General features: G+C 51.3%; 29 protein-coding genes and 1 tRNA gene. 14 read left to right on the top strand and 16 right to left on the bottom strand.

Annotated elements, in window-relative coordinates:
- Positions 1-46: 46 nt before the first annotated feature.
- From BGE37_RS06325 to cspG, 4 genes are read right to left on the bottom strand one after another with little or no spacing between them, the layout of a single operon-like run.
- Complete coding sequence (locus tag BGE37_RS06325; RefSeq protein ID WP_001019197.1) at positions 47-220, bottom strand: GnsA/GnsB family addiction module toxin; 174 nt, start codon at positions 218-220, stop codon at positions 47-49.
- Entirely contained in the window at positions 210-440 is a 231-nt protein-coding gene (gene ymcE, locus BGE37_RS06320) for a protein YmcE (protein WP_032183892.1), read from the bottom strand. The genes BGE37_RS06325 and ymcE overlap by 11 nt, the downstream gene beginning before the upstream one ends.
- Positions 415-603, bottom strand: a complete 189-nt coding sequence (ymcF, locus tag BGE37_RS06315; RefSeq protein WP_071524879.1) for a cold shock small protein YmcF — start codon at positions 601-603, stop codon at positions 415-417. The genes ymcE and ymcF overlap by 26 nt, the downstream gene beginning before the upstream one ends.
- Before the next feature lie 10 nt (positions 604-613).
- The gene (gene cspG / locus BGE37_RS06310) at positions 614-826 is read right to left on the bottom strand and encodes a cold shock protein CspG (RefSeq protein WP_000066490.1); all 213 of its coding nucleotides are present in this window, start codon (positions 824-826) and stop codon (positions 614-616) included.
- Between the two features lie 285 nt (positions 827-1111).
- On the opposite strand from cspG, the gene cspH reads away from it, so the two are divergent.
- The 8 genes from cspH to etk all read left to right on the top strand — a co-directional run bounded on the left by cspH (position 1112) and on the right by etk (position 9480).
- On the top strand, positions 1112-1324 hold the full coding sequence (gene cspH, locus BGE37_RS06305; RefSeq protein WP_000087763.1) for a cold shock-like protein CspH: 213 nt from the start codon (positions 1112-1114) through the stop codon (positions 1322-1324).
- Between the two features lie 441 nt (positions 1325-1765).
- Complete coding sequence (locus BGE37_RS06300; RefSeq protein ID WP_032183890.1) at positions 1766-2071, top strand: hypothetical protein; 306 nt, start codon at positions 1766-1768, stop codon at positions 2069-2071.
- Between the two features lie 106 nt (positions 2072-2177).
- The gene (gfcB, locus tag BGE37_RS06295; protein WP_001316256.1) at positions 2178-2822 is read left to right on the top strand and encodes a lipoprotein GfcB; all 645 of its coding nucleotides are present in this window, start codon (positions 2178-2180) and stop codon (positions 2820-2822) included.
- A complete protein-coding gene (locus BGE37_RS06290; protein ID WP_032183888.1) occupies positions 2819-3565 on the top strand; it encodes a capsule biosynthesis GfcC family protein in 747 nt (248 codons plus the stop codon). The genes gfcB and BGE37_RS06290 overlap by 4 nt, the downstream gene beginning before the upstream one ends.
- Positions 3565-5661, top strand: coding sequence for a YjbH domain-containing protein (locus tag BGE37_RS06285; RefSeq protein WP_000742336.1), 2097 nt, complete (start codon positions 3565-3567; stop codon positions 5659-5661). The genes BGE37_RS06290 and BGE37_RS06285 overlap by 1 nt, the downstream gene beginning before the upstream one ends.
- A gap of 45 nt (positions 5662-5706) precedes the next feature.
- The gene (locus tag BGE37_RS06280) at positions 5707-6846 is read left to right on the top strand and encodes a polysaccharide export protein (protein ID WP_001295357.1); all 1140 of its coding nucleotides are present in this window, start codon (positions 5707-5709) and stop codon (positions 6844-6846) included.
- Positions 6834-7280 (top strand): protein-tyrosine-phosphatase Etp, encoded by a 447-nt coding sequence (gene etp / locus BGE37_RS06275; RefSeq protein WP_000057871.1) that lies wholly within the window; start codon positions 6834-6836, stop codon positions 7278-7280. The genes BGE37_RS06280 and etp overlap by 13 nt, the downstream gene beginning before the upstream one ends.
- A gap of 19 nt (positions 7281-7299) precedes the next feature.
- Positions 7300-9480 (top strand): tyrosine-protein kinase, encoded by a 2181-nt coding sequence (gene etk / locus BGE37_RS06270; protein ID WP_000208659.1) that lies wholly within the window; start codon positions 7300-7302, stop codon positions 9478-9480.
- Between the two features lie 120 nt (positions 9481-9600).
- Here the strand turns inward: etk and appA are convergent, their stop codons facing one another.
- The 10 genes from appA to hyaA form a co-directional block, all read right to left on the bottom strand.
- A complete protein-coding gene (gene appA, locus BGE37_RS06265) occupies positions 9601-10899 on the bottom strand; it encodes a bifunctional acid phosphatase/4-phytase (protein WP_088541699.1) in 1299 nt (432 codons plus the stop codon).
- A gap of 79 nt (positions 10900-10978) precedes the next feature.
- A complete protein-coding gene (gene cbdX / locus BGE37_RS06260) occupies positions 10979-11071 on the bottom strand; it encodes a cytochrome bd-II oxidase subunit CbdX (protein WP_000270305.1) in 93 nt (30 codons plus the stop codon).
- Between the two features lie 12 nt (positions 11072-11083).
- Positions 11084-12220: a cytochrome d ubiquinol oxidase subunit II gene (appB, locus tag BGE37_RS06255; RefSeq protein ID WP_088541661.1), complete on the bottom strand. Its 1137-nt coding sequence runs from the start codon at positions 12218-12220 to the stop codon at positions 11084-11086.
- Positions 12221-12231: 11 nt separating this feature from the next.
- A complete protein-coding gene (appC, locus tag BGE37_RS06250) occupies positions 12232-13776 on the bottom strand; it encodes a cytochrome bd-II oxidase subunit 1 (protein ID WP_088541660.1) in 1545 nt (514 codons plus the stop codon).
- Positions 13777-13909: 133 nt separating this feature from the next.
- Complete coding sequence (locus BGE37_RS06245; RefSeq protein WP_105271015.1) at positions 13910-14767, bottom strand: hydrogenase expression/formation protein; 858 nt, start codon at positions 14765-14767, stop codon at positions 13910-13912.
- The gene (gene hyaE / locus BGE37_RS06240; protein ID WP_000063962.1) at positions 14764-15162 is read right to left on the bottom strand and encodes a hydrogenase-1 operon protein HyaE; all 399 of its coding nucleotides are present in this window, start codon (positions 15160-15162) and stop codon (positions 14764-14766) included. Before hyaE ends, BGE37_RS06245 begins: the two co-directional genes overlap by 4 nt.
- A complete protein-coding gene (gene hyaD, locus BGE37_RS06235; RefSeq protein ID WP_032183885.1) occupies positions 15159-15746 on the bottom strand; it encodes a hydrogenase 1 maturation protease in 588 nt (195 codons plus the stop codon). Before hyaD ends, hyaE begins: the two co-directional genes overlap by 4 nt.
- Entirely contained in the window at positions 15743-16450 is a 708-nt protein-coding gene (gene hyaC, locus BGE37_RS06230; protein WP_001186424.1) for a Ni/Fe-hydrogenase b-type cytochrome subunit, read from the bottom strand. Before hyaC ends, hyaD begins: the two co-directional genes overlap by 4 nt.
- Before the next feature lie 18 nt (positions 16451-16468).
- The gene (hyaB, locus tag BGE37_RS06225) at positions 16469-18262 is read right to left on the bottom strand and encodes a Ni/Fe-hydrogenase large subunit (RefSeq protein ID WP_105287865.1); all 1794 of its coding nucleotides are present in this window, start codon (positions 18260-18262) and stop codon (positions 16469-16471) included.
- The gene (hyaA, locus tag BGE37_RS06220) at positions 18259-19377 is read right to left on the bottom strand and encodes a hydrogenase 1 small subunit (protein ID WP_001353311.1); all 1119 of its coding nucleotides are present in this window, start codon (positions 19375-19377) and stop codon (positions 18259-18261) included. The genes hyaB and hyaA overlap by 4 nt, the downstream gene beginning before the upstream one ends.
- A gap of 425 nt (positions 19378-19802) precedes the next feature.
- On the opposite strand from hyaA, the gene BGE37_RS06215 reads away from it, so the two are divergent.
- The 3 genes from BGE37_RS06215 to tusE all read left to right on the top strand — a co-directional run bounded on the left by BGE37_RS06215 (position 19803) and on the right by tusE (position 21176).
- A tRNA-Ser gene (locus tag BGE37_RS06215) sits at positions 19803-19890 on the top strand.
- Between the two features lie 206 nt (positions 19891-20096).
- A complete protein-coding gene (gene yccA, locus BGE37_RS06210; RefSeq protein WP_000375136.1) occupies positions 20097-20756 on the top strand; it encodes an FtsH protease modulator YccA in 660 nt (219 codons plus the stop codon).
- A gap of 90 nt (positions 20757-20846) precedes the next feature.
- Positions 20847-21176, top strand: coding sequence for a sulfurtransferase TusE (gene tusE, locus BGE37_RS06205; RefSeq protein ID WP_000904443.1), 330 nt, complete (start codon positions 20847-20849; stop codon positions 21174-21176).
- Here the strand turns inward: tusE and yccX are convergent.
- Entirely contained in the window at positions 21173-21451 is a 279-nt protein-coding gene (yccX, locus tag BGE37_RS06200; protein WP_000048224.1) for an acylphosphatase, read from the bottom strand. The genes tusE and yccX overlap by 4 nt on opposite strands.
- A 94-nt stretch (positions 21452-21545) precedes the next feature.
- Here yccX and rlmI point away from each other — a divergent pair, with 94 nt between their 5' ends.
- Both rlmI and hspQ read left to right on the top strand, forming a co-directional pair.
- Positions 21546-22736 (top strand): 23S rRNA (cytosine(1962)-C(5))-methyltransferase RlmI, encoded by a 1191-nt coding sequence (gene rlmI, locus BGE37_RS06195; protein WP_105271013.1) that lies wholly within the window; start codon positions 21546-21548, stop codon positions 22734-22736.
- 57 nt (positions 22737-22793) lie between these two features.
- Positions 22794-23111, top strand: coding sequence for a heat shock protein HspQ (gene hspQ / locus BGE37_RS06190; RefSeq protein WP_001295356.1), 318 nt, complete (start codon positions 22794-22796; stop codon positions 23109-23111).
- 44 nt (positions 23112-23155) lie between these two features.
- On the opposite strand, the gene BGE37_RS06185 is transcribed toward hspQ, so the two are convergent.
- Positions 23156-23569, bottom strand: coding sequence for a CoA-binding protein (locus BGE37_RS06185; RefSeq protein WP_000665218.1), 414 nt, complete (start codon positions 23567-23569; stop codon positions 23156-23158).
- A gap of 172 nt (positions 23570-23741) precedes the next feature.
- Between BGE37_RS06185 and BGE37_RS06180 the strand changes: the two genes are divergently transcribed.
- Positions 23742-24404 carry a DUF2057 family protein gene (locus BGE37_RS06180; RefSeq protein WP_000847791.1) on the top strand — a complete coding sequence of 221 codons (663 nt, stop codon included), beginning with the start codon at positions 23742-23744 and terminating at the stop codon, positions 24402-24404.
- Positions 24405-24452 lie beyond the last annotated feature (48 nt).

Below are 24452 nucleotides of genomic sequence, written 5' to 3'. Positions count from 1 at the left end.
TAGCAACAAGCGGAACATCACCTCGCACGGGGTGATGTTCACAAAATCACATTATTTTGATTTTGACATCATAGCTTTCAAGCCCGGTCATTTTTTCTCGTGCGGTGAAGCGAATTTCAGAGACTTCTTTCCCTGTATTCTTGTTCAGCTCGGCGATTTTTTGCGCGATAAAGTCAGCGATTTCCGTTTCGGCTTGTTTTTTTAACTCTTCAATATTCACTGTTAACCTCTTCTGGTCTTAAAAGACAGCAACACGCCAGTAAGGTGTTGGTTCCCGGTACCCTGGTCAGGTAAGAAATGTTATAAGCTATCTCCCCTAAAGATTCAATAATCAACAGGTTATCGCTTACTATACATACAGCGTTGAAGAAAAATAAGGCAGATATAAAAAAGGCTCCACGAGGGAGCCTGATCTTATTTTGTGAAATCCAGCGGCGCATGGTCAGTGCGTATTTGCAGCGCGACGTTATCAAAGGTGATCATCGTCGATTTACAAAAAATACACTTTGCCCCTAAAGGATTTCGCTCCGTCACATCGAATGCCGATGTGCGGTACTGTGAACCATGACAACATGGACAGCGGAAATGGAGATGTTGAGTAATAACGGCAACCTTAGAGCGTAACAACGTTCGCTGCCGCGGGACCACGTTGCCCCTGCTCAATAGAAAATTCAACTTTCTGATTTTCGTTCAGCGTGCGGAATTCATTGCTCTGGATGGCGGTGAAATGGACGAAAACGTCTTTGCTGCCATCATCAGGAGTGATAAAGCCAAAACCTTTATCTGCGTTAAACCATTTTACTAAACCAGTCATTTTATTAGACATATTTTACTTCCTTCATTTTGGGCCTTTCGGCAAACAGGGCTTTAATACAGAAACTACTTAGTGTTCAGGAGAGAGACTCAAAAGAAGGGGATAATGCCTGATAATGAGAACTACTTTAGTAAACTACTTTGTATGCTGTCTGTCTTTCAAACCGACGCAGCTATTAACGCATGATAATTGAGATTAAGCAATTTTTATTTTAGCCGTCCGGCGGTCTTAAATATCGCTGGCTTTATTTTATTAACCCCGTATAGTGCAGCGCAGTATTTTCAGTAAGGAATTTGTTTGTCCCGTAAAATGACAGGAATTGTCAAAACCTTTGATCGCAAAAGCGGCAAAGGATTCATTATCCCCTCCGACGGTCGTAAAGAAGTCCAGGTCCATATTTCCGCATTCACTCCCCGCGACGCAGAAGTGCTTATACCAGGATTACGCGTGGAATTTTGCCGCGTAAATGGCCTACGCGGACCAACAGCGGCAAATGTTTATCTCTCTTAAGATGACGCAGCTTGTTTAAAGCTGGCTGTTTTTATTAAAAAAGCTCAATAGTCAACATCGCACATTATAACAAAAGTTACTTTCACCCCGGAAAACAAATCCATTTAGCCGAATATCTCTGCACCTAATAGTTATAAATGCTACTTAACAGTCAATCATAGTACCGCTTGAAACTATATCACCAACAATAGTTAATAGCTTTCTTAACAATTTTCTTATCTTTAATTTGTATTTTTCTAAGATTTATCTTATGCTCACAAGTCGTATTTCCAGAGGGAAATCGTTAACAATCTTATATTTCTCTCTGCGCGCCTTTCCCACTCGCGGTATATAGTACCGACGGTATGCGGAAAGGGAGATTTCACAAGGATGTTATACTCAAAGTAGACAATCCTGATCTCAAGCGTACGTATTGTCCATGCGATGAATAAAGGAAAAGTTATGAAACACAAGCTTTCTGCAATCCTTATGGCCTTCATGTTGACGACGCCAGCTGCGTTTGCTGCACCAGAAGTAGCAAACGGGACCGAGGCAACGACGGGTACTACTGGCACCACAACGACCACTACTGGTGCCACTACGACTGCTGCTACCACCGGTGGCGTAGCTGCTGGCGCTGTCGGCACGGCGACGGTTGTCGGTGTGGCAACGGCTGTTGGTGTGGCGACTTTGGCAGTAGTTGCAGCAAATGACAATGGCGATGGCGGTTCTCATAACACCTCGACCACCACGTCCACTACGCGCTAATACTGCTTTAACGCGTCAAAATTAAAGTTAAATGATACCCGGTTGCGATATTCGTACCGGGCTTTAGAGATTTGCATTTTTTTAATTAACCTTTCAAGGATTAAAGGTGCGCCCTCTTATTTTATCGATTTTCGCACTATTTCTTGCGGGATGTACACACAGCCAGCAAAGTATGGTCGATACATTTCGCGCCAGCCTTTTCGATAATCAGGATATCACCGTAGCGGATCAGCAGATCCAGGCGTTGCCTTATTCCACGATGTATTTACGCCTTAATGAAGGGCAACGAATCTTTGTGGTACTGGGATATATAGAACAAGAACAAAGCAAATGGTTATCCCAGGATAACGCCATGCTGGTTACCCACAATGGACGTCTTTTAAAAACCGTCAAACTTAATAATAATCTGCTGGAAGTGACAAATTCCGGGCAGGACCCTCTGCGTAACGCGCTGGCAATAAAAGACGGCAGCCGCTGGACGCGCGATATTCTCTGGAGTGAAGACAATCATTTTCGCTCTGCGACCCTGAGTTCCACTTTTTCCTTTGCTGGATTAGAGACGCTGAATATTGCGGGTCGCGATGTGCTGTGTAATGTCTGGCAGGAAGAGGTGACTTCCACGCTGCCAGAAAAACAGTGGCAAAACACATTCTGGGTCGATTCGGCTACTGGCCAGGTTCGTCAAAGTCGGCAAATGTTAGGCGCAGGGGTTATTCCCGTAGAAATGACGTTTCTTAAACCCGCACCATGAATAAATTACAGTCGTATTTCATTGCCAGCGTACTTTACGTAATGACACCCCATGCCTTTGCGCAAGGAACGGTGACTATTTATCTGCCTGGCGAACAACAGCCCCTTTCCGTTGGCCCCGTGGAAAATGTTGTCCAGTTGGTGACACAACCGCAACTGCGCGATCGCCTCTGGTGGCCTGGTGCCTTGCTGACCGACTCTGCGGCGAAAGCTAAAGCGCTTAAAGACTACCAACATGTCTTGGCACAGCTTGCTTCCTGGGAAGCAGAAGCTGACGACGATGTGGTGGCAACGATTAAATCCGTGCGCCAGCAGTTACTCAATCTCAATATCACTGGTCGCTTACCGGTCAAACTGGACCCTGATTTTGTACGAGTGGATGAGAACAGCAATCCCCCGCTGGTCGGGGACTATACGCTCTATACCGTACAGCGTCCGGTGACTATTACTCTGCTGGGTGCGGTTTCTGGGGCTGGGCAATTGCCCTGGCAGGCAGGCCGTAGCGTTACCGATTATCTGCAAGATCACCCCCGCCTTGCAGGCGCGGACAAGAATAACGTTATGGTGATTACGCCTGAGGGTGAGACTGTCGTCGCCCCTGTTGCCCTGTGGAATAAAAGACATGTGGAACCACCGCCTGGCAGCCAGCTTTGGTTGGGCTTTTCTGCGCATGTACTGCCCGAAAAATATGCTGATTTAAATGACCAGATTGTGTCTGTTTTAACGCAACGTGTTCCTGACTGATGAAGAAGAACTCTTATCTTTTAAGCTGCCTGGCCATTGCCGTCTCCAGTGCCTGTCATGCTGAAGTATTAACCTACCCGGATCCGCTGGGGTCGTCGCAATCAGACTTTGGCGGCACAGGATTGTTGCAGATGCCAAATGCGCGCATCGCACCGGAAGGTGAATTCAGCGTCAACTACCGGGATAACGATCAATACCGTTTCTACTCCACGTCCGTGGCGCTGTTCCCATGGCTGGAAGGCACCATTCGTTATACGGATGTGCGCACACGCAAATATAGCCAGTGGGAAGATTTCAGCGGCGATCAGTCATACAAAGACAAATCTTTCGATTTTAAACTTCGCCTGTGGGAAGAAGGTTACTGGCTACCGCAAGTGGCGTTTGGTAAACGTGATATTGCTGGTACGGGTCTGTTTGACGGTGAATATTTGGTGGCCAGCAAGCAAGCGGGGCCATTTGATTTCACCCTCGGGATGGCATGGGGCTACGCCGGTAATGCGGGCAATATTACCAACCCGTTTTGCCGGGTGAGCGATAAATATTGTCATCGTGCAGAGTCTCACGATGCGGGCGATATCAGCTTTAGCGATATCTTTCGTGGCCCGGCTTCCATCTTTGGCGGCATTGAGTATCAAACGCCGTGGAATCCCCTGCGTCTGAAACTCGAATACGACGGCAACAATTACCAGAATGATTTCGCTGGCAAACTGCCTCAGGCAAGCCATTTCAACGTCGGCGCAGTTTATCGCGCTGCCAGCTGGGCAGATCTCAACCTGAGTTATGAACGCGGTAACACGTTGATGTTTGGCTTCACGTTACGGACCAATTTCAACGATCTGCGCCCTGCCCTGCGCGATACGCCAAAACCGGCATATCAACCTGCGCCGGAATCTGAAGGATTGCAGTACACCACAGTAGCGAACCAACTTACCGCGCTGAAGTACAACGCAGGTTTTGAAGCACCGGAAATTCAGCTGCGCGATAAGACGCTGTATATGTCTGGTCAACAATACAAATACCGTGATTCTCGCGAAGCGGTCGATCGTGCCAACCGGATTCTGGTGAATAACCTGCCGCAAGGCGTTGAGAAGATTAGCGTGACGCAAAAGCGCGAGCATATGGCGATGGTGACGACCGAAACCGACGTAGCCAGCCTGCGCAAACAGCTCGCCGGTACCGCGCCTGGTAAAGCAGAGCCACTGCAACAACAACGTGTTGAAGCTGAAGATCTTTCTGCCTTTGGTCGGGGCTACCGTATTCGTGAAGATCGCTTTAGCTACTCTTTCAACCCAACACTTTCACAGTCACTGGGCGGCCCGGAAGATTTCTATATGTTCCAGTTGGGGCTGATGTCCAGCGCCCGCTACTGGTTTACCGATCACCTGCTGCTTGATGGCGGTATTTTCACCAATATTTACAACAACTACGACAAGTTTAAGTCTTCGCTGTTACCCGCGGACTCTACCCTCCCCCGCGTGCGCACGCATATCCGTGACTACGTTCGCAATGACGTTTATCTCAACAACTTGCAGGCGAACTATTTTGCCGACTTAGGCAACGGTTTCTATGGCCAGGTGTACGGCGGTTATCTGGAAACGATGTATGCCGGTGTTGGTTCCGAGCTGCTTTATCGCCCGCTCGATGCCAGCTGGGCGCTGGGGGTGGACGTTAACTACGTGAAGCAGCGTGACTGGGACAACATGATGCGCTTCACCGATTATTCCACGCCAACAGGTTTCGTGACGGCTTACTGGAACCCGCCGACGCTCAATGGCGTACTGATGAAACTTAGCGTTGGGCAATATCTGGCAAAAGATAAAGGCGCAACGATCGACGTCGCCAAACGCTTTGACAGCGGCGTGGCAGTAGGAGTATGGGCGGCAATCAGTAACGTATCTAAAGATGACTACGGCGAAGGCGGCTTTAGTAAAGGGTTTTATATCTCGATTCCGTTCGACTTGATGACCATTGGACCTAACCGCAACCGCGCGGTGGTTTCGTGGACACCATTGACGCGTGACGGTGGACAAATGCTGTCACGTAAATACCAGCTCTATCCAATGACGGCAGAGCGAGAAGTACCGGTTGGACAATAACCTGACGTAATTCATAACATTACATTGACTGATAAATATAAACCAATGAAAAAGAACATTTTTAAGTTTTCGGTACTGACATTGGCTGTTCTGTCTTTGACAGCATGTACCCTTGTTCCTGGTCAGAATTTATCGACCAGTAACAAGGATGTCATTGAACTACCTGACAATCAGTATGACCTGGACAAAATGGTCAATATCTATCCCGTCACGCCAGGATTGATTGATCAGCTGCGCGCCAAACCGATTATGTCGCAGGCTAACCCGGAGCTGGAGCAGCAAATCGCGAACTATGAGTATCGTATCGGCATTGGGGATGTGTTGATGGTGACGGTCTGGGATCACCCGGAACTAACCACCCCCGCAGGGCAATACCGTAGCGCCAGTGATACCGGCAACTGGGTTAACGCCGATGGTGCGATTTTCTACCCTTATATTGGTCGCCTGAAAGTGGCCGGGAAAACACTTACCCAGGTACGCAACGAGATTACAGCGCGTCTGGATTCAGTCATTGAAAGCCCGCAGGTCGATGTCAGCGTCGCGGCGTTCCGCTCGCAAAAAGCGTACGTCACCGGCGAAGTCAGCAAATCTGGTCAGCAGCCGATTACCAATATTCCTCTGACCATCATGGATGCGATTAACGCCGCGGGGGGGCTGACCGCAGATGCAGACTGGCGCAACGTGGTGCTCACCCAGAATGGCGTAAAGACCAAAGTGAACCTCTATGCGCTGATGCAGCGTGGCGACTTGCGCCAGAACAAACTGCTGCACCCGGGCGATATTTTATTTATTCCGCGTAACGATGATTTGAAAGTCTTCGTGATGGGTGAAGTGGGTAAACAGAGCACGTTGAAAATGGACCGCAGCGGTATGACCCTGGCGGAAGCACTGGGTAACGCTGAGGGTATGAATCAGGATGTCGCTGATGCGACGGGGATTTTTGTTATTCGTGCAACGCAAAACAAGCAGAATGGCAAAATCGCCAATATTTATCAGCTGAATGCGAAGGACGCATCGGCAATGATACTCGGAACGGAATTCCAGCTTGAACCTTACGACATTGTTTATGTCACTACTGCGCCGCTGGCTCGTTGGAACCGTGTGATTTCTCTACTGGTACCGACGATTTCCGGGGTGCATGACCTGACAGAGACTTCACGGTGGATTCAAACATGGCCCAACTAAAATTTAACTCAATCCTGGTGGTTTGTACCGGCAACATTTGCCGTTCGCCCATTGGCGAACGCTTGCTGCGTAAACGTCTGCCAGGCGTAAAAGTCAAATCAGCAGGTGTTCATGGTCTGGTAAAACACCCTGCAGATGCGACAGCAGCAGATGTTGCTGCTAATCATGGCGTATCTCTTGAAGGACATGCCGGACGTAAGCTCACTGCTGAGATGGCACGAAATTACGATCTGATTCTGGCAATGGAGTCAGAGCATATTGCTCAGGTTACCGCAATCGCTCCCGAGGTCCGCGGGAAGACAATGCTGTTTGGGCAATGGCTGGAACAGAAAGAGATCCCTGATCCCTATCGTAAAAGCCAGGACGCATTTGAACATGTTTACGGCATGTTGGAGCGCGCCAGTCAGGAATGGGCGAAGCGCCTTAGCCGGTAATTTGAGTTTATAAAATACGATGACAACTAAAAATATGAATACGCCACCAGGCAGCACTCAGGAAAATGAGATCGATCTGCTTCGTCTGGTCGGCGAGTTATGGGATCACCGTAAGTTTATTATCAGCGTAACCGCGTTGTTCACGCTGATCGCTGTCGCTTACTCGCTGTTAAGCACGCCAATTTATCAGGCAGATACGCTGGTCCAGGTTGAGCAGAAACAGGGCAACGCCATTCTCAGCGGCCTGAGCGATATGATCCCTAACTCATCGCCCGAGTCAGCACCGGAGATCCAACTACTGCAATCACGCATGATTCTCGGTAAAACCATTGCTGAACTGAATCTGCGCGACATAGTTGAGCAAAAGTATTTTCCGATTGTGGGTCGCGGCTGGGCGAGATTAACCAAAGAGAAACCAGGTGAGCTGGCGATCAGCTGGATGCATATCCCACAACTGAATGGTCAGGATCAGCAACTTACACTCACAGTTGGGGAAAACGGCCACTATACGCTGGAAGGTGAAGGGTTCACCGTCAATGGTATGGTCGGCCAGCGTCTGGAAAAAGACGGCGTTGCGCTGACTATCGCGGACATTAAGGCCAAACCAGGAACGCAGTTTGTCCTGAGCCAGCGTACCGAACTGGAAGCGATTAACGCGTTGCAGGAAACATTTACCGTTAGCGAACGCAGTAAAGAAAGCGGGATGCTGGAACTTACCATGACCGGTGATGATCCCCAGTTGATTACCCGTATTCTGAACAGCATCGCTAACAACTATTTGCAACAGAATATCGCTCGCCAGGCGGCGCAGGATTCACAAAGCCTTGAATTCTTACAGCGCCAGTTGCCAGAAGTGCGCAGCGAGCTGGACCAGGCGGAAGAAAAACTCAACGTTTATCGCCAGCAGCGCGATTCGGTTGACCTTAACCTGGAAGCCAAAGCCGTTCTTGAGCAGATTGTTAACGTTGATAATCAACTCAATGAGCTGACCTTCCGCGAGGCCGAGATCTCCCAGCTGTATAAGAAAGATCACCCAACTTATCGTGCGCTGCTGGAAAAACGCCAGACGCTGGAGCAAGAACGCAAACGCCTGAATAAGCGGGTATCGGCAATGCCTTCCACTCAACAGGAAGTATTGCGTTTAAGCCGTGACGTAGAAGCGGGCCGTGCGGTATATCTGCAATTACTTAACCGCCAGCAGGAGTTGAGTATTTCGAAATCCAGTGCGATTGGTAACGTGCGGATTATCGACCCGGCAGTCACTCAGCCGCAGCCAGTGAAACCGAAAAAAGCGTTGAATGTGGTGCTTGGTTTTATTCTTGGCCTGTTTATTTCGGTGGGTGCCGTGCTGGCGCGTGCGATGTTGCGTCGTGGTGTAGAAGCACCGGAACAACTGGAAGAGCACGGCATCAGCGTTTATGCCACTATCCCGATGTCCGAGTGGCTGGATAAGCGTACCCGTCTGCGTAAGAAAAATTTATTTTCTAATCAGCAGCGCCATCGTACTAAAAATATCCCCTTCCTGGCGGTGGATAACCCGGCGGATTCTGCTGTGGAAGCCGTACGTGCGCTACGAACCAGTCTGCACTTCGCTATGATGGAGACAGAGAATAACATTCTGATGATCACCGGTGCGACGCCAGACAGTGGTAAAACGTTCGTCAGTTCAACTCTGGCGGCGGTGATCGCCCAGTCCGATCAAAAAGTGTTATTTATTGATGCCGACTTACGTCGTGGTTATTCGCATAACCTGTTTACCGTGAGTAATGAACATGGCTTGTCGGAATATCTGGCAGGGAAAGATGAGCTCAACAAAGTGATCCAGCATTTTGGCAAAGGAGGCTTTGATGTGATTACTCGCGGTCAGGTGCCACCTAACCCGTCTGAACTGCTGATGCGCGATCGGATGCGTCAATTACTGGAATGGGCGAACGACCATTACGATCTGGTGATTGTCGATACGCCGCCGATGCTGGCGGTGAGCGATGCTGCGGTCGTGGGGCGCTCTGTCGGCACCAGCCTGCTGGTTGCGCGTTTTGGCTTGAACACCGCCAAAGAGGTGAGCTTGTCAATGCAGCGTCTGGAACAGGCTGGCGTTAATATTAAAGGCGCAATCCTCAATGGTGTGATTAAACGCGCCAGCACCGCTTACAGTTATGGCTATAACTATTACGGTTATAGTTACTCCGAGAAAGAGTAAAACTGAAGGTAAGGTGGCCGGATGCGGCGTGAACGCCTTTTCCGGCCTACGCATCAGACAGTTCTTCGTTTGTCATCAGCTTCAGAGCATTCAGGTAACTGAATGCTCTTTTTTTATGCATTACAAACTGCACGCAGGTATGCGTGCTTCATTCACGATTTGCGTAAAACCGGCCAACGAACACATGCCCTGCACGTTTCGCTCTTCACATCCTGCCAGGGTCAGTTTCACCTCTCCGGGCGGCGTATTTAATGATAGCGGCGTTTTATCACGCATCTGCTGTAAAGTCTGGAAGACCAGCGAAACCTGAATCCAATGGCTGTTATCACTTAGCCTACGCCAGCGTTCAAACACCAGTTCACCCCCTGGCGGTGTGTTATCCGGCTGACCGGGAAGCGTCCAGTTGAGCTCCAGTGCGCCGCCGAGATTTGCCAGATTAGTATCGTGTCCGGCGATAAACAGCACTGAAGTGGGTAATGTCACACCATACACCTGCTTTTGCTGAGGATGTGGCGTCAACGCCGTCGTGATCAAATCTAATAACGGGGTGGCGCGACTGCGGGCAACCTCTGGCGTGCGTTGTAGCAAATAAAACTGCGCGTTATGCAGGCTTAGCAAGGTGTTCCACTGGTGTGAATCGGTGATCCTTCCCCACCCCGGCTCCGGCATTCCCTGTGCTTGTTGCAGGAGAAATATCTCCGTCAGCATTGACGCCAGGCTTACCGCACCGGTTAATGAGACATTGTCGGCGCTCACCTTGAGTTCCGATGGTAATACCTGCGTTAATGAACAGCTTTCGTCCTGTTTCTCACGGTTAAGGCACAAGTTTGATTGTGGGAAATTAAGCACCTGTTCCAGTTCGCGAAACGCCGTTTGCCGATGCCCGGTAAAGTCAGCAATTGACCCTCCTGCCCTGCTGAGGATCGCGTCAGTCACGTTCGCGTTATCCAGTTGGCAAATGCCAGTTTTTAGAGGATTAAATAACGGATCGGGACTGGACGTATCTGCCTGGGTATGTACGGTTATTGCGCAGTCAGGTGCCAGCCCGGCGGCGAAGGCTTCGCCTGTTTTACGGGTACGCTCGTCGACATCAGCAATAATCGCGACCTGACCAGGCTGCGGGCAGCCCTTTTTCGCCAGCAATCCGTCAGCCACCAGACGCTGGCGTTGGTAATGCCCGAGATAAGCGATTAGCTCACCACCGCGCGGTGTCAGCCACCCCAGTTTTACCGGCCATGTTGGCCATGCGTCTGGGGTGACATCCTGCATCAGTTGCGTGGCCTTGGTTGGGGCACGCACACCATGACGACTGACAATCACCACACTTTCCAGCTTCAGCTCCGGCTCACTCTGAGCGAATGCAGATTGCGGGGTGAACGGAATCAGAAGAGATAAGAATGGGATCAAGATCGCTTTCATCGATATGTTTCCGCTTTTCATATCCGACATTATTGATTGCCTGATGCGACGCTAATGTGCCTCATCAGGCTTACATTCGTTAACTTTTCAGACGCGGGTCCAGCCATACCAACACAAGGGTGGAGAGCGAACACATCAACAAAATGCCGACGAACCAAAGTAAATACCACATTGTTCCTGCTCCTTAGTACAGCTCGTTTTCGTTACGGCGGAGAGTTTCTGTCGTCATGCGCCCCCACATTTTGTAGTAGCTCCAGAAAGTGTAGAGCAACACAATGGGCAAAAATATCAGCACGATTACCAACATAATGCTCAGCGTCAGCTGGCTGGAAGTGCTGTCCCACAACGTCAGGCTGGAGATCGGACTTACGCTCGAAGGCATGACAAAAGGGAACAGCGTGATGCCTGCCGTGAAAATCACGCCAAATTGCATCAATGATGCCATCAAAAATCCCCAACCCGGGCGACCACGATAAATCGCCATCACCGTCAGCAATGGGCAGAAGAACCCCAGCAGCGGGAAGATCCACAAAACGGGCGATTCGACGAAATTATTCATCCAGGCACCAGGTAGCACTGCCACCAGTTTCATTAACGGATTGGAAGGACCGTTAGCATCCTGGGCGAGCAGTACAAAGCCATCAATACCGACCCACAGCCAGTAACCCGCCAGCAAAAAGCACAGCATCACCAGCAGTGCGGCGCGTTTGGTCGCCAGCTGTGAACGCAGATGAATCACACCAACAGTTTTTAGTTGTAACCAGACGCCACCTTGCAAAATCACCATCCCAAGGCTGAGCAATCCGCACAATAAAGGGAATGGCGTCAGCAGTTGCCAAAAACTGCCGAGATATTCCACGCGTAATTGCGGTGTGAAGGCAAACGGCACGCCGAGCAGCAAGTTGCCGAAGGCAATACCGAAGACTACCGGCGGCACCAGACTGCCGATGACCAGTCCGGCATCCCACATTTTACGCCAGCGTGCATCGGCGATTTTTCCGCGATAATCAAAGGCCAGCGGGCGGAAGAACAACGAGCACAGCACCAGAATCATCGCCACATAAAAGCCGGAAAACGCCGCTGCATACACTCTGGGCCAGGCGGCAAATAATGCCCCACCTGCGAGGATTAACCAGACCTGATTGCCTTCCCAGTGCGCGCCAACGCTGTTTATCACTATCCGGCGTTCATCATCATTACGCGCCACCAGCGGCAGCAAACAGCCAATCCCCATGTCAAATCCATCGGAGATCATAAAGACCACCAGGATCACGCCAATCAGCAGCCACCAGATGAAGCGCAATGTTTCATAATCAAACATGATTTTCTCCTTTACCCCTGTTGCTGCGTCGGTTGTTCACTCTGCATCGCGCTCGGCCCCAGACGGGCATATTTCTGCATCAGGTAGACTTCGGCGATTAAGAACAGGGTGTAAAGCCCTACGATCATGATCAGTGAGAAAGCCAGTTGTCCTGTGGTTAAGGCGGAGTGCGCGGAGTATGTCGGTAAGATGTCCTGTATCGCCCACGGCTGACGACCAAACTCGGTCATAAACCACCCGGCTTCAATCGCAATCCACGGCAGCGGCAAACTCCAGAGCGCCATTTTCAGTACCCAGCGATGCTGGTCGATTTTGCCACGCAGCGTCTGGAAAAGCGCAATCAGCATCACCAGTAGCAGCAGAGAACCACAGCCCACCATGATGCGGAAACTCCAGAATACCGGCGCAACCTGAGGTATCGCGCCACGCATCGCCGCCTGGTACTGTGCAGCTGTGACATGGTTCATATCCGGCGCATAGCGGGAGAGCAACATGCCGTAACCAAGGTCGCCTTCCAGCTCCCGGAATGCCTGCAACACATGCGGCTCACGATTGCCTTGCGATATTTCCTGCATTAACAGCCAGGCCATACGTCCGCGTTGCAAGCGTGGGTAGGTTTCAGCCATCAAATTCTTCAGACCCGGCACGGGTTTATCTAATGAGTGAGTGGCGAGGATCCCTAGCAGCGCAGGAATTTTGATGGCAAAGGCGTTACGCTCTTGATCCTGTTCCGGCCAGGCAACTACATGGAACGGTGCAGGTGCAGGTTCCGTTTGCCACTCCCCTTCCATTGCCGCCAGTTTTACCGGTTGTACTTGCGCGACTTCATACGCAGAACTGTCTCCGAGTTGCAGCGTACCGATAATCGCCAGAGTACCGAAGACGGAACCGATGGCAAACGAGCGTAATGCAACATCGCGCTCCCGTCCGCGCAGTAAATACCAGGCGCTGATCGCCATAATAAACATGGCCCCGGTCACGTAGCCCGCCATTACGGTGTGCACAAATTTCACCTGGCTGACCGGGTTAAAGACCAGCTCGCTGAAGCTGGTCATTTCCATACGAAGGGTGTCGATATCAAAATGCGCACCGGTCGGATATTGCATCCAACCGTTGGCATTCAATATCCACAACGCAGAGAGATTTGAACCGAACGCCACCAGCCACGTTACCAGCAGGTGCTGGTATTTATTCAGCCGTTGCCAGCCGAAGAAGAACAGCCCGACAAAGGTGGATTCGAGGAAGAAGGCCATTAATGCTTCCATCGCCAGCGGTGCGCCAAAAATATCGCCCACATAGTTGGAATAGAATGACCAGTTAGTACCAAACTGAAACTCCATGGTCAGGCCGGTAGCCACGCCAAGAGCAAAGTTGATACCGAAGAGCTTACCCCAGAAGCGCGTCATATCGCGGTAGATTGTTTTGCCGGTGACCACGTAAATGGTTTCCATGATAGCCAGCAAAAAAATCAGCCCCAGGGTAAGGGGTACAAATAAAAAGTGATACAGCGCGGTCAGAGCAAACTGCCAGCGCGATAAATCAATGACATCCCACATGCGCACTCCTGTAGGCGAAGAGAGAAAAATAACCCGTTAATGGTAGATCTCCCTCTTTATCCTGAAACTCTACGACCAGAGGTATTCGCCGATTGCGATATTCATAAGCCTGAAAGCGATACTTACCGTCTTTTTACGTCGATGCACCTTCCGCCAGCCACTGACATACCTCACTAAGCCGCTGCGCAGAGTCGACCAAATCTTCTGGCGCTGCCAGCACCACTTCCGGTATTGGGCAGATTTCATAACTCTCAAGTAACGGGCCTTTTAAGGTGTCCGTACAGCGTAAATGCCAGACATGCCGCAGGCCGGTCGCGTTGATATAGCTCTCGCCGTAGCCAATGGTGCGAATCTGAATATTTCCCGGCCCACAGAGACGTGAGAGAAAAAGCCGATCAGCCTCGCTGATAGGTAATTGCGTCAGATTAATGCTGTGCGGCTGCGCGTCAGGATTACGTACATGTGCCAGTAATTCATGCGCCAACGGTAGGCCATTCATCAGGCCATCAATGGGCGGCGGTAACAGCGAATCTGTCGGCAAGACGTTTTGCGTTGCCGCCTGCCACAATGCCAGCGGCGCGCAGCCAGCCTCCAGTTTGTCCTCCAGCAACTGTTCACCGCGACGTCTGCGAACCCGCCATAATCCGCAGAAGATCGCCTCCTGAATTTCACTTTCACTACCATCAGCCTGCTGAATGAGCACTGACACTTCCCCTTCCCCGAGAAGCGTATTGATAAAGTGACGATCGTCGGCGTTGAGATTGAACAGATCGACTGCCAGCACCTCACCCAGCGGCGGCTGGCGTTCGCTTAGTTGATGTTGTAACTCGTTTAATAGCGCAATCACCTGCGGGCTATGAGCACATTGCTCCAGGGCCGCCATACTCGGTTCATCATTCACCTGACAGGTAATCGGCAGTGGATTCATGCTAAAACTATCATCATCAGGCTGCGTTCCGGGCCCCAGTAGATGGAAAAAAGTTTCGCTCATGAGGCACGCTCCTGTTGCGGTTCAATAAGCCCGCGCATCAGGTTTATCAGTTCCGCCCACGGGTGAATACCATTCAGCACGCCGCGATAGCTACCACCGGTAAAAACCAGTGTGGCGGGAAAACGAAATACGCCAAAACGATCACCGATGGCTTCGCTTTGCTCAAGGTCGGCAATCGCTACCTGCCATGTATAATCAGGAAACTCGCGCAGTAATTCGCCAATCATTACCGGATTATCGCTGACCTCTGGCGTGCGTTTCGGGTCACTGCTTAATAACACCACACCGTCTGGCGCTTGCGTAAGCCAGTCGTCAAGACGGGATTCACTGATCGGCGTCCAGCCGCGCGCCAGCATACGTTGCCACAACGCATCAAATGGCGTGTCGTTGCTCATTCCTGCTCCTCCAGCGTCATCCGGTACTGGCGCAAGCGAACGCCTTCGTAGTTTTCCATCGACAGACAGTCATAATTGAGACAGCGCGATTCATTAGCCGGTTGCGGCTCAATTCCCCACGCAGCCAGTTGCGCCAGCGCCCCCTGTTCCGCGGCGGGCAGTTGCTCCCGAGCCAGTTCGCTCAGGCTACCGCCGTAGTCGTCGAGCATCGCGGGTTGCAGGCCGACGAGGGCAATATGTGCTGGCAGATTTCCGCGGATATCTGCCAGCGCCAGTACTTCGGAGAAACTGTTCTGGTGCAGGCTCATTTTCTTCGCGCTGAGATAGGCCGGAATGCGTTCTCCGGCATACGTTCGTAGCGTTCCGGGTTCCAGCCCGTAATCAATGGCGTCGAGAATCAGCAAGTGGCTGGCGCTTTCGACATACCCCAGCAAGTTCAGTCCCTGAGTACCGCCATCGACAATTTCCACTTCCTCGGGCCAGTGGTAATGAGCATACAGGCGTTCCGCCACCCGCACGCCGAAGCCTTCATCGGCCCACAGCAGATTGCCCAGCCCCATTACCACCACGCGTTGCTCGCTCATGAACGCTCCTTGTTACTTATTTTGCCAAATTTGTGGCTACGGTAGCCGTTGACCATGGTGGAGATCACTGTGTCGTCGGACATGATGTCTTCACGCAGCGCCATGTAGACATGACCGATAACAAACGCGCCAATCAGCCACATCCCCAGCCGATGCCAGCTGTGAATGTCCATTGAGTTGCCGCCCGTCCAGTAGAAAAACTCCACCACATAACGGAACGGCGCGAAAATAGCGTACTGGCTATGTTCGCTGTACAACGCAAAACCGGTGATGATCATAAAGACGGACATCAGGAAATAGCCGAACATTGCCGCCTGAGCGATGGGGTTATGGCCTATATCGGCACTCGGACGTTTTGCCAGAAACAGATACCAGCGGATTTCATACCACACGCCCTGCCACCAGCTTTTACGCCATACCGGCACGATAAACAGCTCGCGGGAGTAGCGATTGCCGACAAAAGCCCAGTAGATCCGCATCAGCAAGACCACGGTAAAAACCATCCCGGCGCTGAAGTGAATTAACCTGATGTAGCCCATATAAAACAGATACGTCGCCTCACCGCTGACCGAAGGCAGCGGCTTGCCGATAAAGTAACCGGTGACCATCAACACCGCCATGCATAACACCGTCAGCCAGTGCCATATCCGCACGGGTGCTTCAAAGACATAGTGACTGACAACGTTGTCGCTTTTCTGTTGCATGATGATTCTCCTTCGCTGTTAACGCACCTGCACGGAGATCAGCTCGCTACCGTCGTCGCCCAGCACGTGTGTTGAACAGGCGAGGCACGGGTCAAAGCTGTGCAGAGTACGAAGGATCTCCAGCGGTTGCTCGGGGATCGCCATTTTGGTGTTCATCAGCGCGGCTTCATAAGCGCCAATTTGCCCTTTGGGGTCGCGCGGGCTGGCGTTCCAGGTGGTCGGCACCACACACTGGTAGAGATCAATCTTGCCATCGCGAATGGCAGCCCAGTGGCCTAACGCCCCGCGCGGCGCTTCGGTAAAACCGACACCACGGCACTCTGTCGGCCAGGTTGCAGGTTCCCATTTTTCAGTGGAGGCGGTGGCAAGATTGCCGTTTTTAAGGTTGGTCATCAGCTTGTCGAAGAAATACTGCAACTTACCTGCGGCCCACTGCGCTTCGTGCGCGCGACACAAAATGCGGCCTAACGTTGACTGGATGCCGGAAAGCGGCAGGTTCAACGCCGACATCATGCGATCGACCGACTCAACAGTCGCAGCATCGCCTTTGTGATAAGCGATCAATGTGCGTGCCAGCGGCCCCACTTCCATCGCGTTACCGCGCCAGCGTGGCGCTTTGATCCACGAGTAGCGTTCCTGTTCATTCAGCTGCTGAATGTTGGTATCGCTGCCTTTGACATCGCCGGGGTTGTACCACGGGTCGGTAATACCATCGAACGGATGACGCCCGACCTGATCGTTGGGATAACGATACCAGGCGTGATCGACAAACTCCTGCACCTGCTGCGGATCAACCAAATCCACTGGCAGCACATTGTTGAAGTCGCCGTTAATCACCGCGCCGCCAGGCATCAGCAGACTTTTCTCGCCAAAGTCGTTGGCAATATCCGGGAACGCCCCGTAACTGAGGACACATTTATCAGAAAGACCAGTGCCGATTTCGCTCCACGGTTTGTTGAACTGACCGATGGCTAAAGCGTCGGGGATCATCACGTTATTAATGAAATCCGCCGTGCGGGTAATGATCGACTGCACCAGATTCAGGCGTTCCATATTGACCGCCCCGACCGCGCCGCTTTCGTCAATGTTAATAGCGCAAGGCATTCCGCCGACAATCCAGTTTGGATGTGGGTTTTTACCGCCAAAGACCGCGTGGATTTTGACGATCTCACGCTGGAAATCGAGAGCTTCGAGATAGTGGGCAAAGCCCATCAGGTTGGCTTCTGGCGGCAGTTTGTACTGCGGGTGCCCCCAGTAACCGTTACGGAAGATCCCCAACTGGCCGCCTTCAACGAATTTCTTCAGGCGGTTTTGTACGTCGAAGAAATAGCCAGGTGATGATTTCGGCCATGAGGAGAGACTTTGCGCCAGTTCGGAGGTTTTCCGGGGATCGGTTTTCAGCGCATCTAACACATCGATCCAGTCCATCCCGGCAAGCTGATAAAAGTGCACCAGATGGTCATGGCACCAGAGCGTCGCCAGCATAATGTTGCGGATGATATTAGCGTTGTCCGGCACTTTAATGCCGATAGCATCTTCGATGGCATAGACCGAAGCCAGAGCGTGTACGCCGGTACAGACGCCGCAGATACGTTCCACGAACGCCCACGCATCGCGCGGGTCGCGCCCTTGCAGAATGATCTCCAGCCCGCGAAACATGGTGCCGCAGGAGACGGCATTGGTGATCACATTCTGATCGTTAATATTCACTTCACAGCGCATGTGGCCTTCAATGCGCGTAATCGGGTCGACCACCAGGCGGCGTCCGGCATTGTTGATGGTGTATCCCTGAGTTTCGTACTGAGTGCTCATGCCTGTTTATCCTCATTGCCTGGCTGTTGTTCGGTTTCTGTAGGTTGCTGGTTATGACGTCTGCGCTGATCAACAGCGCTGGCGACCGCATGTACACCAACAGCCGCAGCCACCACGCCAAGCGCGGTTAAACCGACGGTGTCGGCGGTGGAATGAGTACCCATTTGTGGAATATCGACTACGCGACTGTAGAATGAACCGCGATCCCAGAAACCATTTTCCGCACAACCCAGACAGCCGTGACCAGACTGGATCGGGAAGGAAACGCCATCGTTCCAGCGTGTGGAGGAACAGGCGTTATAGGTGGTAGGCCCTTTGCAGCCCATTTTGTACAGACAGTAACCTTTACGGGCAGCGTCATCATCCCAGCTCTGCACGAACTCTCCGGCGTCGAAGTGAGCGCGGCGATAACATTTATCGTGAATACGCTGACCATAGAACATCAATGGACGGCCCATTCTGTCGACATCCGGCAGACGATCAAACGTCACCATGTAAGTAATGATGGCGCTCATCACATCCGGGATCGGCGGGCAGCCCGGCACTTTAATGATCGGTTTGTCGGTGATCACTTTGTCGATTGGTGTGGCCTGCGTTGGATTGGGCCGCGCGGCCTGCACGCAGCCCCAGGACGCGCAGGTTCCCCAGGCGATAATCGCACTGGCTCCGGCAGCGGCACGTTTGAGTTTCTCAATAAACGGTCGACCGCTGCTGATACAGAACATCCCCTGCTCGCCCAGCGGCGGATTACCTTCTACTGCGAGGATATATTTGCCATTATATTGCGTGATGATGTCTTCAAAGACTTCTTCTGCCTGGGTTCCGGCGGCAGCCATCAGGGTATCGTCGTAATCGAGGGAAATCAGGGAAAGGATGACGTCCTTCGCCAGTGGGTGAGCGGAGCGGATAAAAGATTCGGTACAGCAGGTGCATTCAAGACCGTGGATCCACACCACAGGAATGCGCGGTTTGTTCTCCAGCGCCCAGGCAATCTTCGGAGCCATTCCCGCGCCTAATCCCAGCGAGGTGGCAGCCAGACTGCAATATTTGAGAAAGCTGCGCCGGGTAACGCCCTGACGCCGCATGGCCTGGTAAAATGTTTCCTCGTTATTCATATCGCACGTCTCTTCTCCTTGCGACACCGGCAGGACACCGGGCGCTTATGGTCGGCAAGCGACGTCCCTGTAGCAAGGCAAACCATCGCTTCACGTGAGATGCTGAAAACGAAAGCTCATCCTTCTGCACTGGCGCACGTCGCCAGATAGTATTGTTAATAAAGCGTAGTGAAACTTTTGCACAAAACAATACAAACCATGTGGTTTTATCTTTTAGCGATAAAAATGGACCTATTTTTCTTTTGCAGGGCATTGGGGACGTTTAGCCAGTTGCTAAACGAGTAAATGAGAAGGAATTCATGGTGATGAAATGATCAAACTGCTGTTATTTCACGCTATCAATGCGGTTTTGGCTGTTTTTCAGGCAAACGAACAAATTAGGGGTTTACACGCCGCATCGGGATGTTTATAGTGCGCGTCATTCCGGAAGTGTGGCCGAGCGGTTGAAGGCACCGGTCTTGAAAACCGGCGACCCGAAAGGGTTCCAGAGTTCGAATCTCTGCGCTTCCGCCAAATAAGATAAGGGGTTAGCTAAATGCTAACCCCTTTTTCTTTTGCCTGTCGAAATTCTCAGGGCGTTATATTTGCTTAATGACCTGATAATCCGCTGTTAAACCTGTTCCAGATCAAATGCGTAAAGATGGGTAAAACTTCTGGGTACCCTTGCGCATTATTATTATGCTGCTTAATTAATTACATCTGTCATAGAGAGTGACTCAATGGATCGTATTGTTAGTTCTTCACATGACCGTACATCGCTGCTTAGCACCCATAAGGTGCTGCGTAATACCTATTTTCTGCTGAGCCTGACGCTGGCCTTTTCGGCGATTACCGCAACTGCCAGTACGGTGCTGATGCTGCCATCTCCGGGTCTGATTCTGACGCTGGTGGGTATGTATGGTTTGATGTTCCTGACCTATAAAACGGCGAATAAGCCGACCGGAATTATCTCCGCATTCGCCTTTACCGGTTTTCTGGGTTATATCCTCGGACCAATTCTGAATACCTATCTGTCTGCCGGAATGGGTGACGTAATCGCTATGGCACTGGGTGGAACGGCGTTAGTGTTCTTCTGCTGCTCTGCGTATGTGCTGACCACCCGCAAAGATATGTCGTTCCTTGGCGGTATGCTGATGGCGGGTATTGTGGTGGTGCTGATTGGTATGGTTGCTAATATCTTCCTGCAGCTGCCTGCCCTGCATCTGGCGATCAGCGCGGTCTTCATTCTGATCTCCTCTGGCGCTATCTTGTTTGAAACCAGCAACATCATTCATGGCGGTGAAACGAACTATATTCGTGCCACGGTTAGCCTGTATGTTTCGCTGTACAACATCTTCGTCAGCCTGCTGAGCATTCTGGGCTTCGCCAGCCGCGATTAATCTCACCCGCTAACACTTTCATAGCCTCGCTTTATGCGGGGCTTTGTTTTTTGTTACACTGCCGCCAGTCTGATTAAGGTAGTAATAATTATGCTGATCTTCGAAGGTAAAGAGATAGAAACGGATACCGAAGGCTATCTCAAAGAAAGCAGCCAGTGGAGTGAGCCGCTGGCAGTGGTGATTGCAGAGAACGAAGGGATTACTCTGTCACCAGAACACTGGGAAGTGGTGCGTTTTGTGCGTGATTTCTATCTGGAATTCAATACTTCTCCGGCGATTCGTATGCTGGTAAAAGCGATGGCGAATAAATTTGGCGAAGAAAAAGGTAACAGCCGCTATTTATACCGACTGTTTCCGAAAGGTCCGGCTAAGCAAGCCACCAAAATTGCTGGCCTGCCAAAACCGGTAAAATGTATTTAATGGATACGAAAATCGGTTAATTCCCCCGAGGGATGATGCGGCTCGCTGAGCACCCGTTCTACACGCGCAGAACGCGGGCCGCCACTCTTTAACCACTGCATTAATTTTTCTACCTGCCCTTCTTCACCGCAGGCAACCACTTCCACGCTGCCATCGTCAAGATTTTTGGCGTACCCGGCTAATCCCAGCTTTTTCGCTTCATACTGCGTGGTATAGCGAAATCCAACGCCCTGAACTCGCCCGTAAACCCAGGCAATTATGCAGACTTTCGACATTGCTGCTCTCCTTATCCTTAATGGACGCGTTGCAAATCCATGGAAAACTCCGGACAATGACGCCCATTTCTTTGCATCGACAGAAAAGTAAATTATGAGTGTACGTTTAGTGTTAGCCAAAGGGCGCGAAAAATCATTACTTCGTCGCCATCCGTGGGTCTTTTCCGGGGCCGTTGCCCGCATGGAAGGTAAAGCCAACCTCGGTGAAACCATCGATATTGTTGATCATCAGGGAAAATGGTTAGCACGCGGCGCTTATTCGCCAGCTTCGCAAATCCGGGCGCGCGTCTGGACGTTTGACCCGAATGAATCTATCGACATTGCTTTTTTTACCCGCCGTTTGCAACAAGCACAAAAATGGCGTGACTGGCTGGCGCAAAAAGATGGCCTCGACAGTTATCGTTTAATCGCCGGTGAATCTGATGGCCTGCCGGGAATTACTATCGATCGTTTCGGTAATTTTCTGGTGCTGCAGCTGCTAAGCGCTGGCGCGGAATACCAGCGTGCGGCATTAATTAGTGCCCTGCAAACGCTCTACCCGGAATGTGCAATTTACGATCGCAGCGACGTTGCGGTACGTAAAAAAGAAGGGATGGAACTGACCCAGGGCCCCGTTACCGGAGAGCTACCGCCTGCCCTGCTGCCGATTGAAGAACACGGCATGAAGCTGCTGGTGGACATACAGCACGGGCACAAAACGGGCTACTACCTGGACCAGCGTGACAGCCGCCTGGCTACCCGCCGCTACGTTGAAAATAAACGCGTACTTAACTGTTTCTCCTATACCGGTGGTTTCGCCGTATCGGCATTGATGGGCGGTTGTAGCCAGGTTGTCAGCGTTGATACCTCCCAGGAAGCGCTGGATATTGCACGGCAGAATGTTGAGCTGAACAAACTGGATCTGAGCAAGGCTGAGTTTGTCCGTGATGATGTCTTTAAATTGCTGCGTACTTATCGCGATCGCGGTGAAAAATTTGACGTTATCGTGATGGACCCACCGAAGTTTGTTGAGAATAAAAGCCAGTTGATGGGCGCGTGTCGTGGCTATAAAGACATCAACATGCTGGCGATTCAGTTGCTGAATGAAGGCGGAGTTCTCCTGACTTTCTCCTGTTCCGGTCTGATGACCAGCGATTTATTTCAGAAAATCATCGCGGATGCCGCAATTGATGCCGGTCGTGATGTACAATTTATAGAGCAGTTCCGTCAGGCAGCCGATCATCCGGTGATCGCTACCTACCCGGAAGGGCTATATCTGAAAGGGTTTGCCTGTCGCGTCATGTAACTTGAAATGTGGAATTTTACCCTTATATCAAAGGTAAAGATTTCCCGGGAGGTGACTATGATTGCCAGCAAATTCGGTATCGGCCAGCAGGTCCGCCATTCCCTGTTAGGTTATCTCGGAGTGGTCGTGGATATCGACCCGGTTTATTCGCTCTCTGAACCGTCGCCTGATGAGCTGGCGGTGAATGACGAGCTTCGCGCCGCTCCGTGGTATCACGTGGTGATGGAGGACGATAACGGCCTACCGGTTCATACCTACCTGGCTGAAGCCCAGCTAAGTAGCGAATTGCAGGATGAACATCCTGAACAGCCATCCATGGATGAGCTGGCGCAGACCATCCGCAAACAACTTCAGGCCCCGCGTCTGCGTAACTAATCCCTGAACAAATCCCCGGAAGGTTTTGGCCTTCCGGGGATTTTTTATTTGGCCAGGCCCAGGCGAGGGATCTCAATAGCCGGGCAGCGATCCATCACCACATTTAACCCGGCATCCCGTGCCAGTACTGCCGCTTGCTCATTAATCACCCCCAGTTGCATCCAGAGGGTTTTCGCGCCAATGGCGATCGCTTCCTGCGCCACGCCCCACGCCGCTTCTGAATTACGGAAAACATCGACCATATCGACTTTTTCCGGAACTTCTGCCAGCGTGCCATACCCCTGCTGGCCCAGCAGCGTTTTGCCGGCAACTTTTGGTGAAACCGGAATGACGTGATACCCCTGGTCGAGTAGATATTTCATCACGCGATAGCTGGGACGATCGGGTTTGTCGCTTGCCCCCACCAGCGCAATGGTATGAGTGGACGTTAAAATGCCTGCAATATCGGTTTCTTTCATTATTTCCTCCAGACTGTTTAACAAAGTGTACGACAAAGCCGACATGCCAACCATGCAGCTAATACGAATGAATGAGAGCAAAAGCGGGAATTATGTCTATATGTTAGTAAGTATGATTAAAGAAAAATTTTGACACATTATTATTCGGGCGGTCTTTTGACAGGAGCTACCTATGAAAACCGGCATCGTGACCACCTTGATTGCATTATGTTTGCCGGTATCCGTTTTTGCCACCACGCTGCGGCTTTCAACCGATGTCGATCTTCTGGTACTCGACGGCAAGAAGGTTTCCAGCTCTCTGCTGCGCGGTGCGGACAGCATTGAACTGGATAATGGACCACATCAGTTAGTGTTTCGCGTTGAGAAGACGATTCATCTTTCCAATAGTGAAGAACGGCTGTATATCTCCCCACCACTAGTGGTCAGTTTTAATACCCAGCTCATCAACCAGGTCAATTTTCGCCTGCCTCGCCTGGAGAATGAGCGGGAAGCTAACCATTTTGATGCCGCGCCGCGCCTTGAATTGTTGGATGGCGATGCGACGCCGATTCCGGTAAAGCTGGATATTCTCGCCATTACCTCAACGGCAAAAACGATTGATTATGAGGTCGAGGTTGAACGCTATAACAAATCCGCGAAACGCGCTTCACTACCGCAATTTGCCACGATGATGGCAGATGACAGTACGCTGCTTTCGGGTGTTTCCGAGCTGGATGCTATTCCACCGCAGTCTCAGGTGCTCACAGAACAACGGCTGAAGTATTGGTTTAAACTGGCTGACCCACAAACGCGAAATACTTTTCTGCAATGGGCGGAAAAACAACCATCTTCCTGAGATTTTTGTGCCTGTGCGCAGGCTTTTTCGGTCTTTCTCTTGCAGCGA

It is taken from the genome of Escherichia sp. MOD1-EC6300 (assembly GCF_002965045.1).
Taxonomy (GTDB): domain Bacteria; phylum Pseudomonadota; class Gammaproteobacteria; order Enterobacterales; family Enterobacteriaceae; genus Escherichia; species Escherichia coli_F.
The sequence above is the reverse complement of the archived record's forward strand: the minus strand, read 5'-3'. Positions and strand labels throughout refer to the sequence as shown.

Coding starts and splice junctions, on each gene's coding strand:
- ymcE (WP_032183892.1), bottom strand. CDS start 440: ATGCGCCGCTGGATTTCACAAAATAAGATCAGGCTCCCTCGTGGAGCC.
- cspG (WP_000066490.1), bottom strand. CDS start 826: ATGTCTAATAAAATGACTGGTTTAGTAAAATGGTTTAACGCAGATAAA.
- BGE37_RS06300 (WP_032183890.1), top strand. CDS start 1,766: ATGAAACACAAGCTTTCTGCAATCCTTATGGCCTTCATGTTGACGACG.
- BGE37_RS06290 (WP_032183888.1), top strand. CDS start 2,819: ATGAATAAATTACAGTCGTATTTCATTGCCAGCGTACTTTACGTAATG.
- BGE37_RS06285 (WP_000742336.1), top strand. CDS start 3,565: ATGAAGAAGAACTCTTATCTTTTAAGCTGCCTGGCCATTGCCGTCTCC.
- BGE37_RS06280 (WP_001295357.1), top strand. CDS start 5,707: ATGAAAAAGAACATTTTTAAGTTTTCGGTACTGACATTGGCTGTTCTG.
- etp (WP_000057871.1), top strand. CDS start 6,834: ATGGCCCAACTAAAATTTAACTCAATCCTGGTGGTTTGTACCGGCAAC.
- etk (WP_000208659.1), top strand. CDS start 7,300: ATGACAACTAAAAATATGAATACGCCACCAGGCAGCACTCAGGAAAAT.
- appA (WP_088541699.1), bottom strand. CDS start 10,899: ATGAAAGCGATCTTGATCCCATTCTTATCTCTTCTGATTCCGTTCACC.
- cbdX (WP_000270305.1), bottom strand. CDS start 11,071: ATGTGGTATTTACTTTGGTTCGTCGGCATTTTGTTGATGTGTTCGCTC.
- appB (WP_088541661.1), bottom strand. CDS start 12,220: ATGTTTGATTATGAAACATTGCGCTTCATCTGGTGGCTGCTGATTGGC.
- appC (WP_088541660.1), bottom strand. CDS start 13,776: ATGTGGGATGTCATTGATTTATCGCGCTGGCAGTTTGCTCTGACCGCG.
- BGE37_RS06245 (WP_105271015.1), bottom strand. CDS start 14,767: ATGAGCGAAACTTTTTTCCATCTACTGGGGCCCGGAACGCAGCCTGAT.
- hyaE (WP_000063962.1), bottom strand. CDS start 15,162: ATGAGCAACGACACGCCATTTGATGCGTTGTGGCAACGTATGCTGGCG.
- hyaD (WP_032183885.1), bottom strand. CDS start 15,746: ATGAGCGAGCAACGCGTGGTGGTAATGGGGCTGGGCAATCTGCTGTGG.
- hyaC (WP_001186424.1), bottom strand. CDS start 16,450: ATGCAACAGAAAAGCGACAACGTTGTCAGTCACTATGTCTTTGAAGCA.
- hyaB (WP_105287865.1), bottom strand. CDS start 18,262: ATGAGCACTCAGTACGAAACTCAGGGATACACCATCAACAATGCCGGA.
- hyaA (WP_001353311.1), bottom strand. CDS start 19,377: ATGAATAACGAGGAAACATTTTACCAGGCCATGCGGCGTCAGGGCGTT.
- yccA (WP_000375136.1), top strand. CDS start 20,097: ATGGATCGTATTGTTAGTTCTTCACATGACCGTACATCGCTGCTTAGC.
- tusE (WP_000904443.1), top strand. CDS start 20,847: ATGCTGATCTTCGAAGGTAAAGAGATAGAAACGGATACCGAAGGCTAT.
- yccX (WP_000048224.1), bottom strand. CDS start 21,451: ATGTCGAAAGTCTGCATAATTGCCTGGGTTTACGGGCGAGTTCAGGGC.
- rlmI (WP_105271013.1), top strand. CDS start 21,546: ATGAGTGTACGTTTAGTGTTAGCCAAAGGGCGCGAAAAATCATTACTT.
- hspQ (WP_001295356.1), top strand. CDS start 22,794: ATGATTGCCAGCAAATTCGGTATCGGCCAGCAGGTCCGCCATTCCCTG.
- BGE37_RS06185 (WP_000665218.1), bottom strand. CDS start 23,569: ATGAAAGAAACCGATATTGCAGGCATTTTAACGTCCACTCATACCATT.
- BGE37_RS06180 (WP_000847791.1), top strand. CDS start 23,742: ATGAAAACCGGCATCGTGACCACCTTGATTGCATTATGTTTGCCGGTA.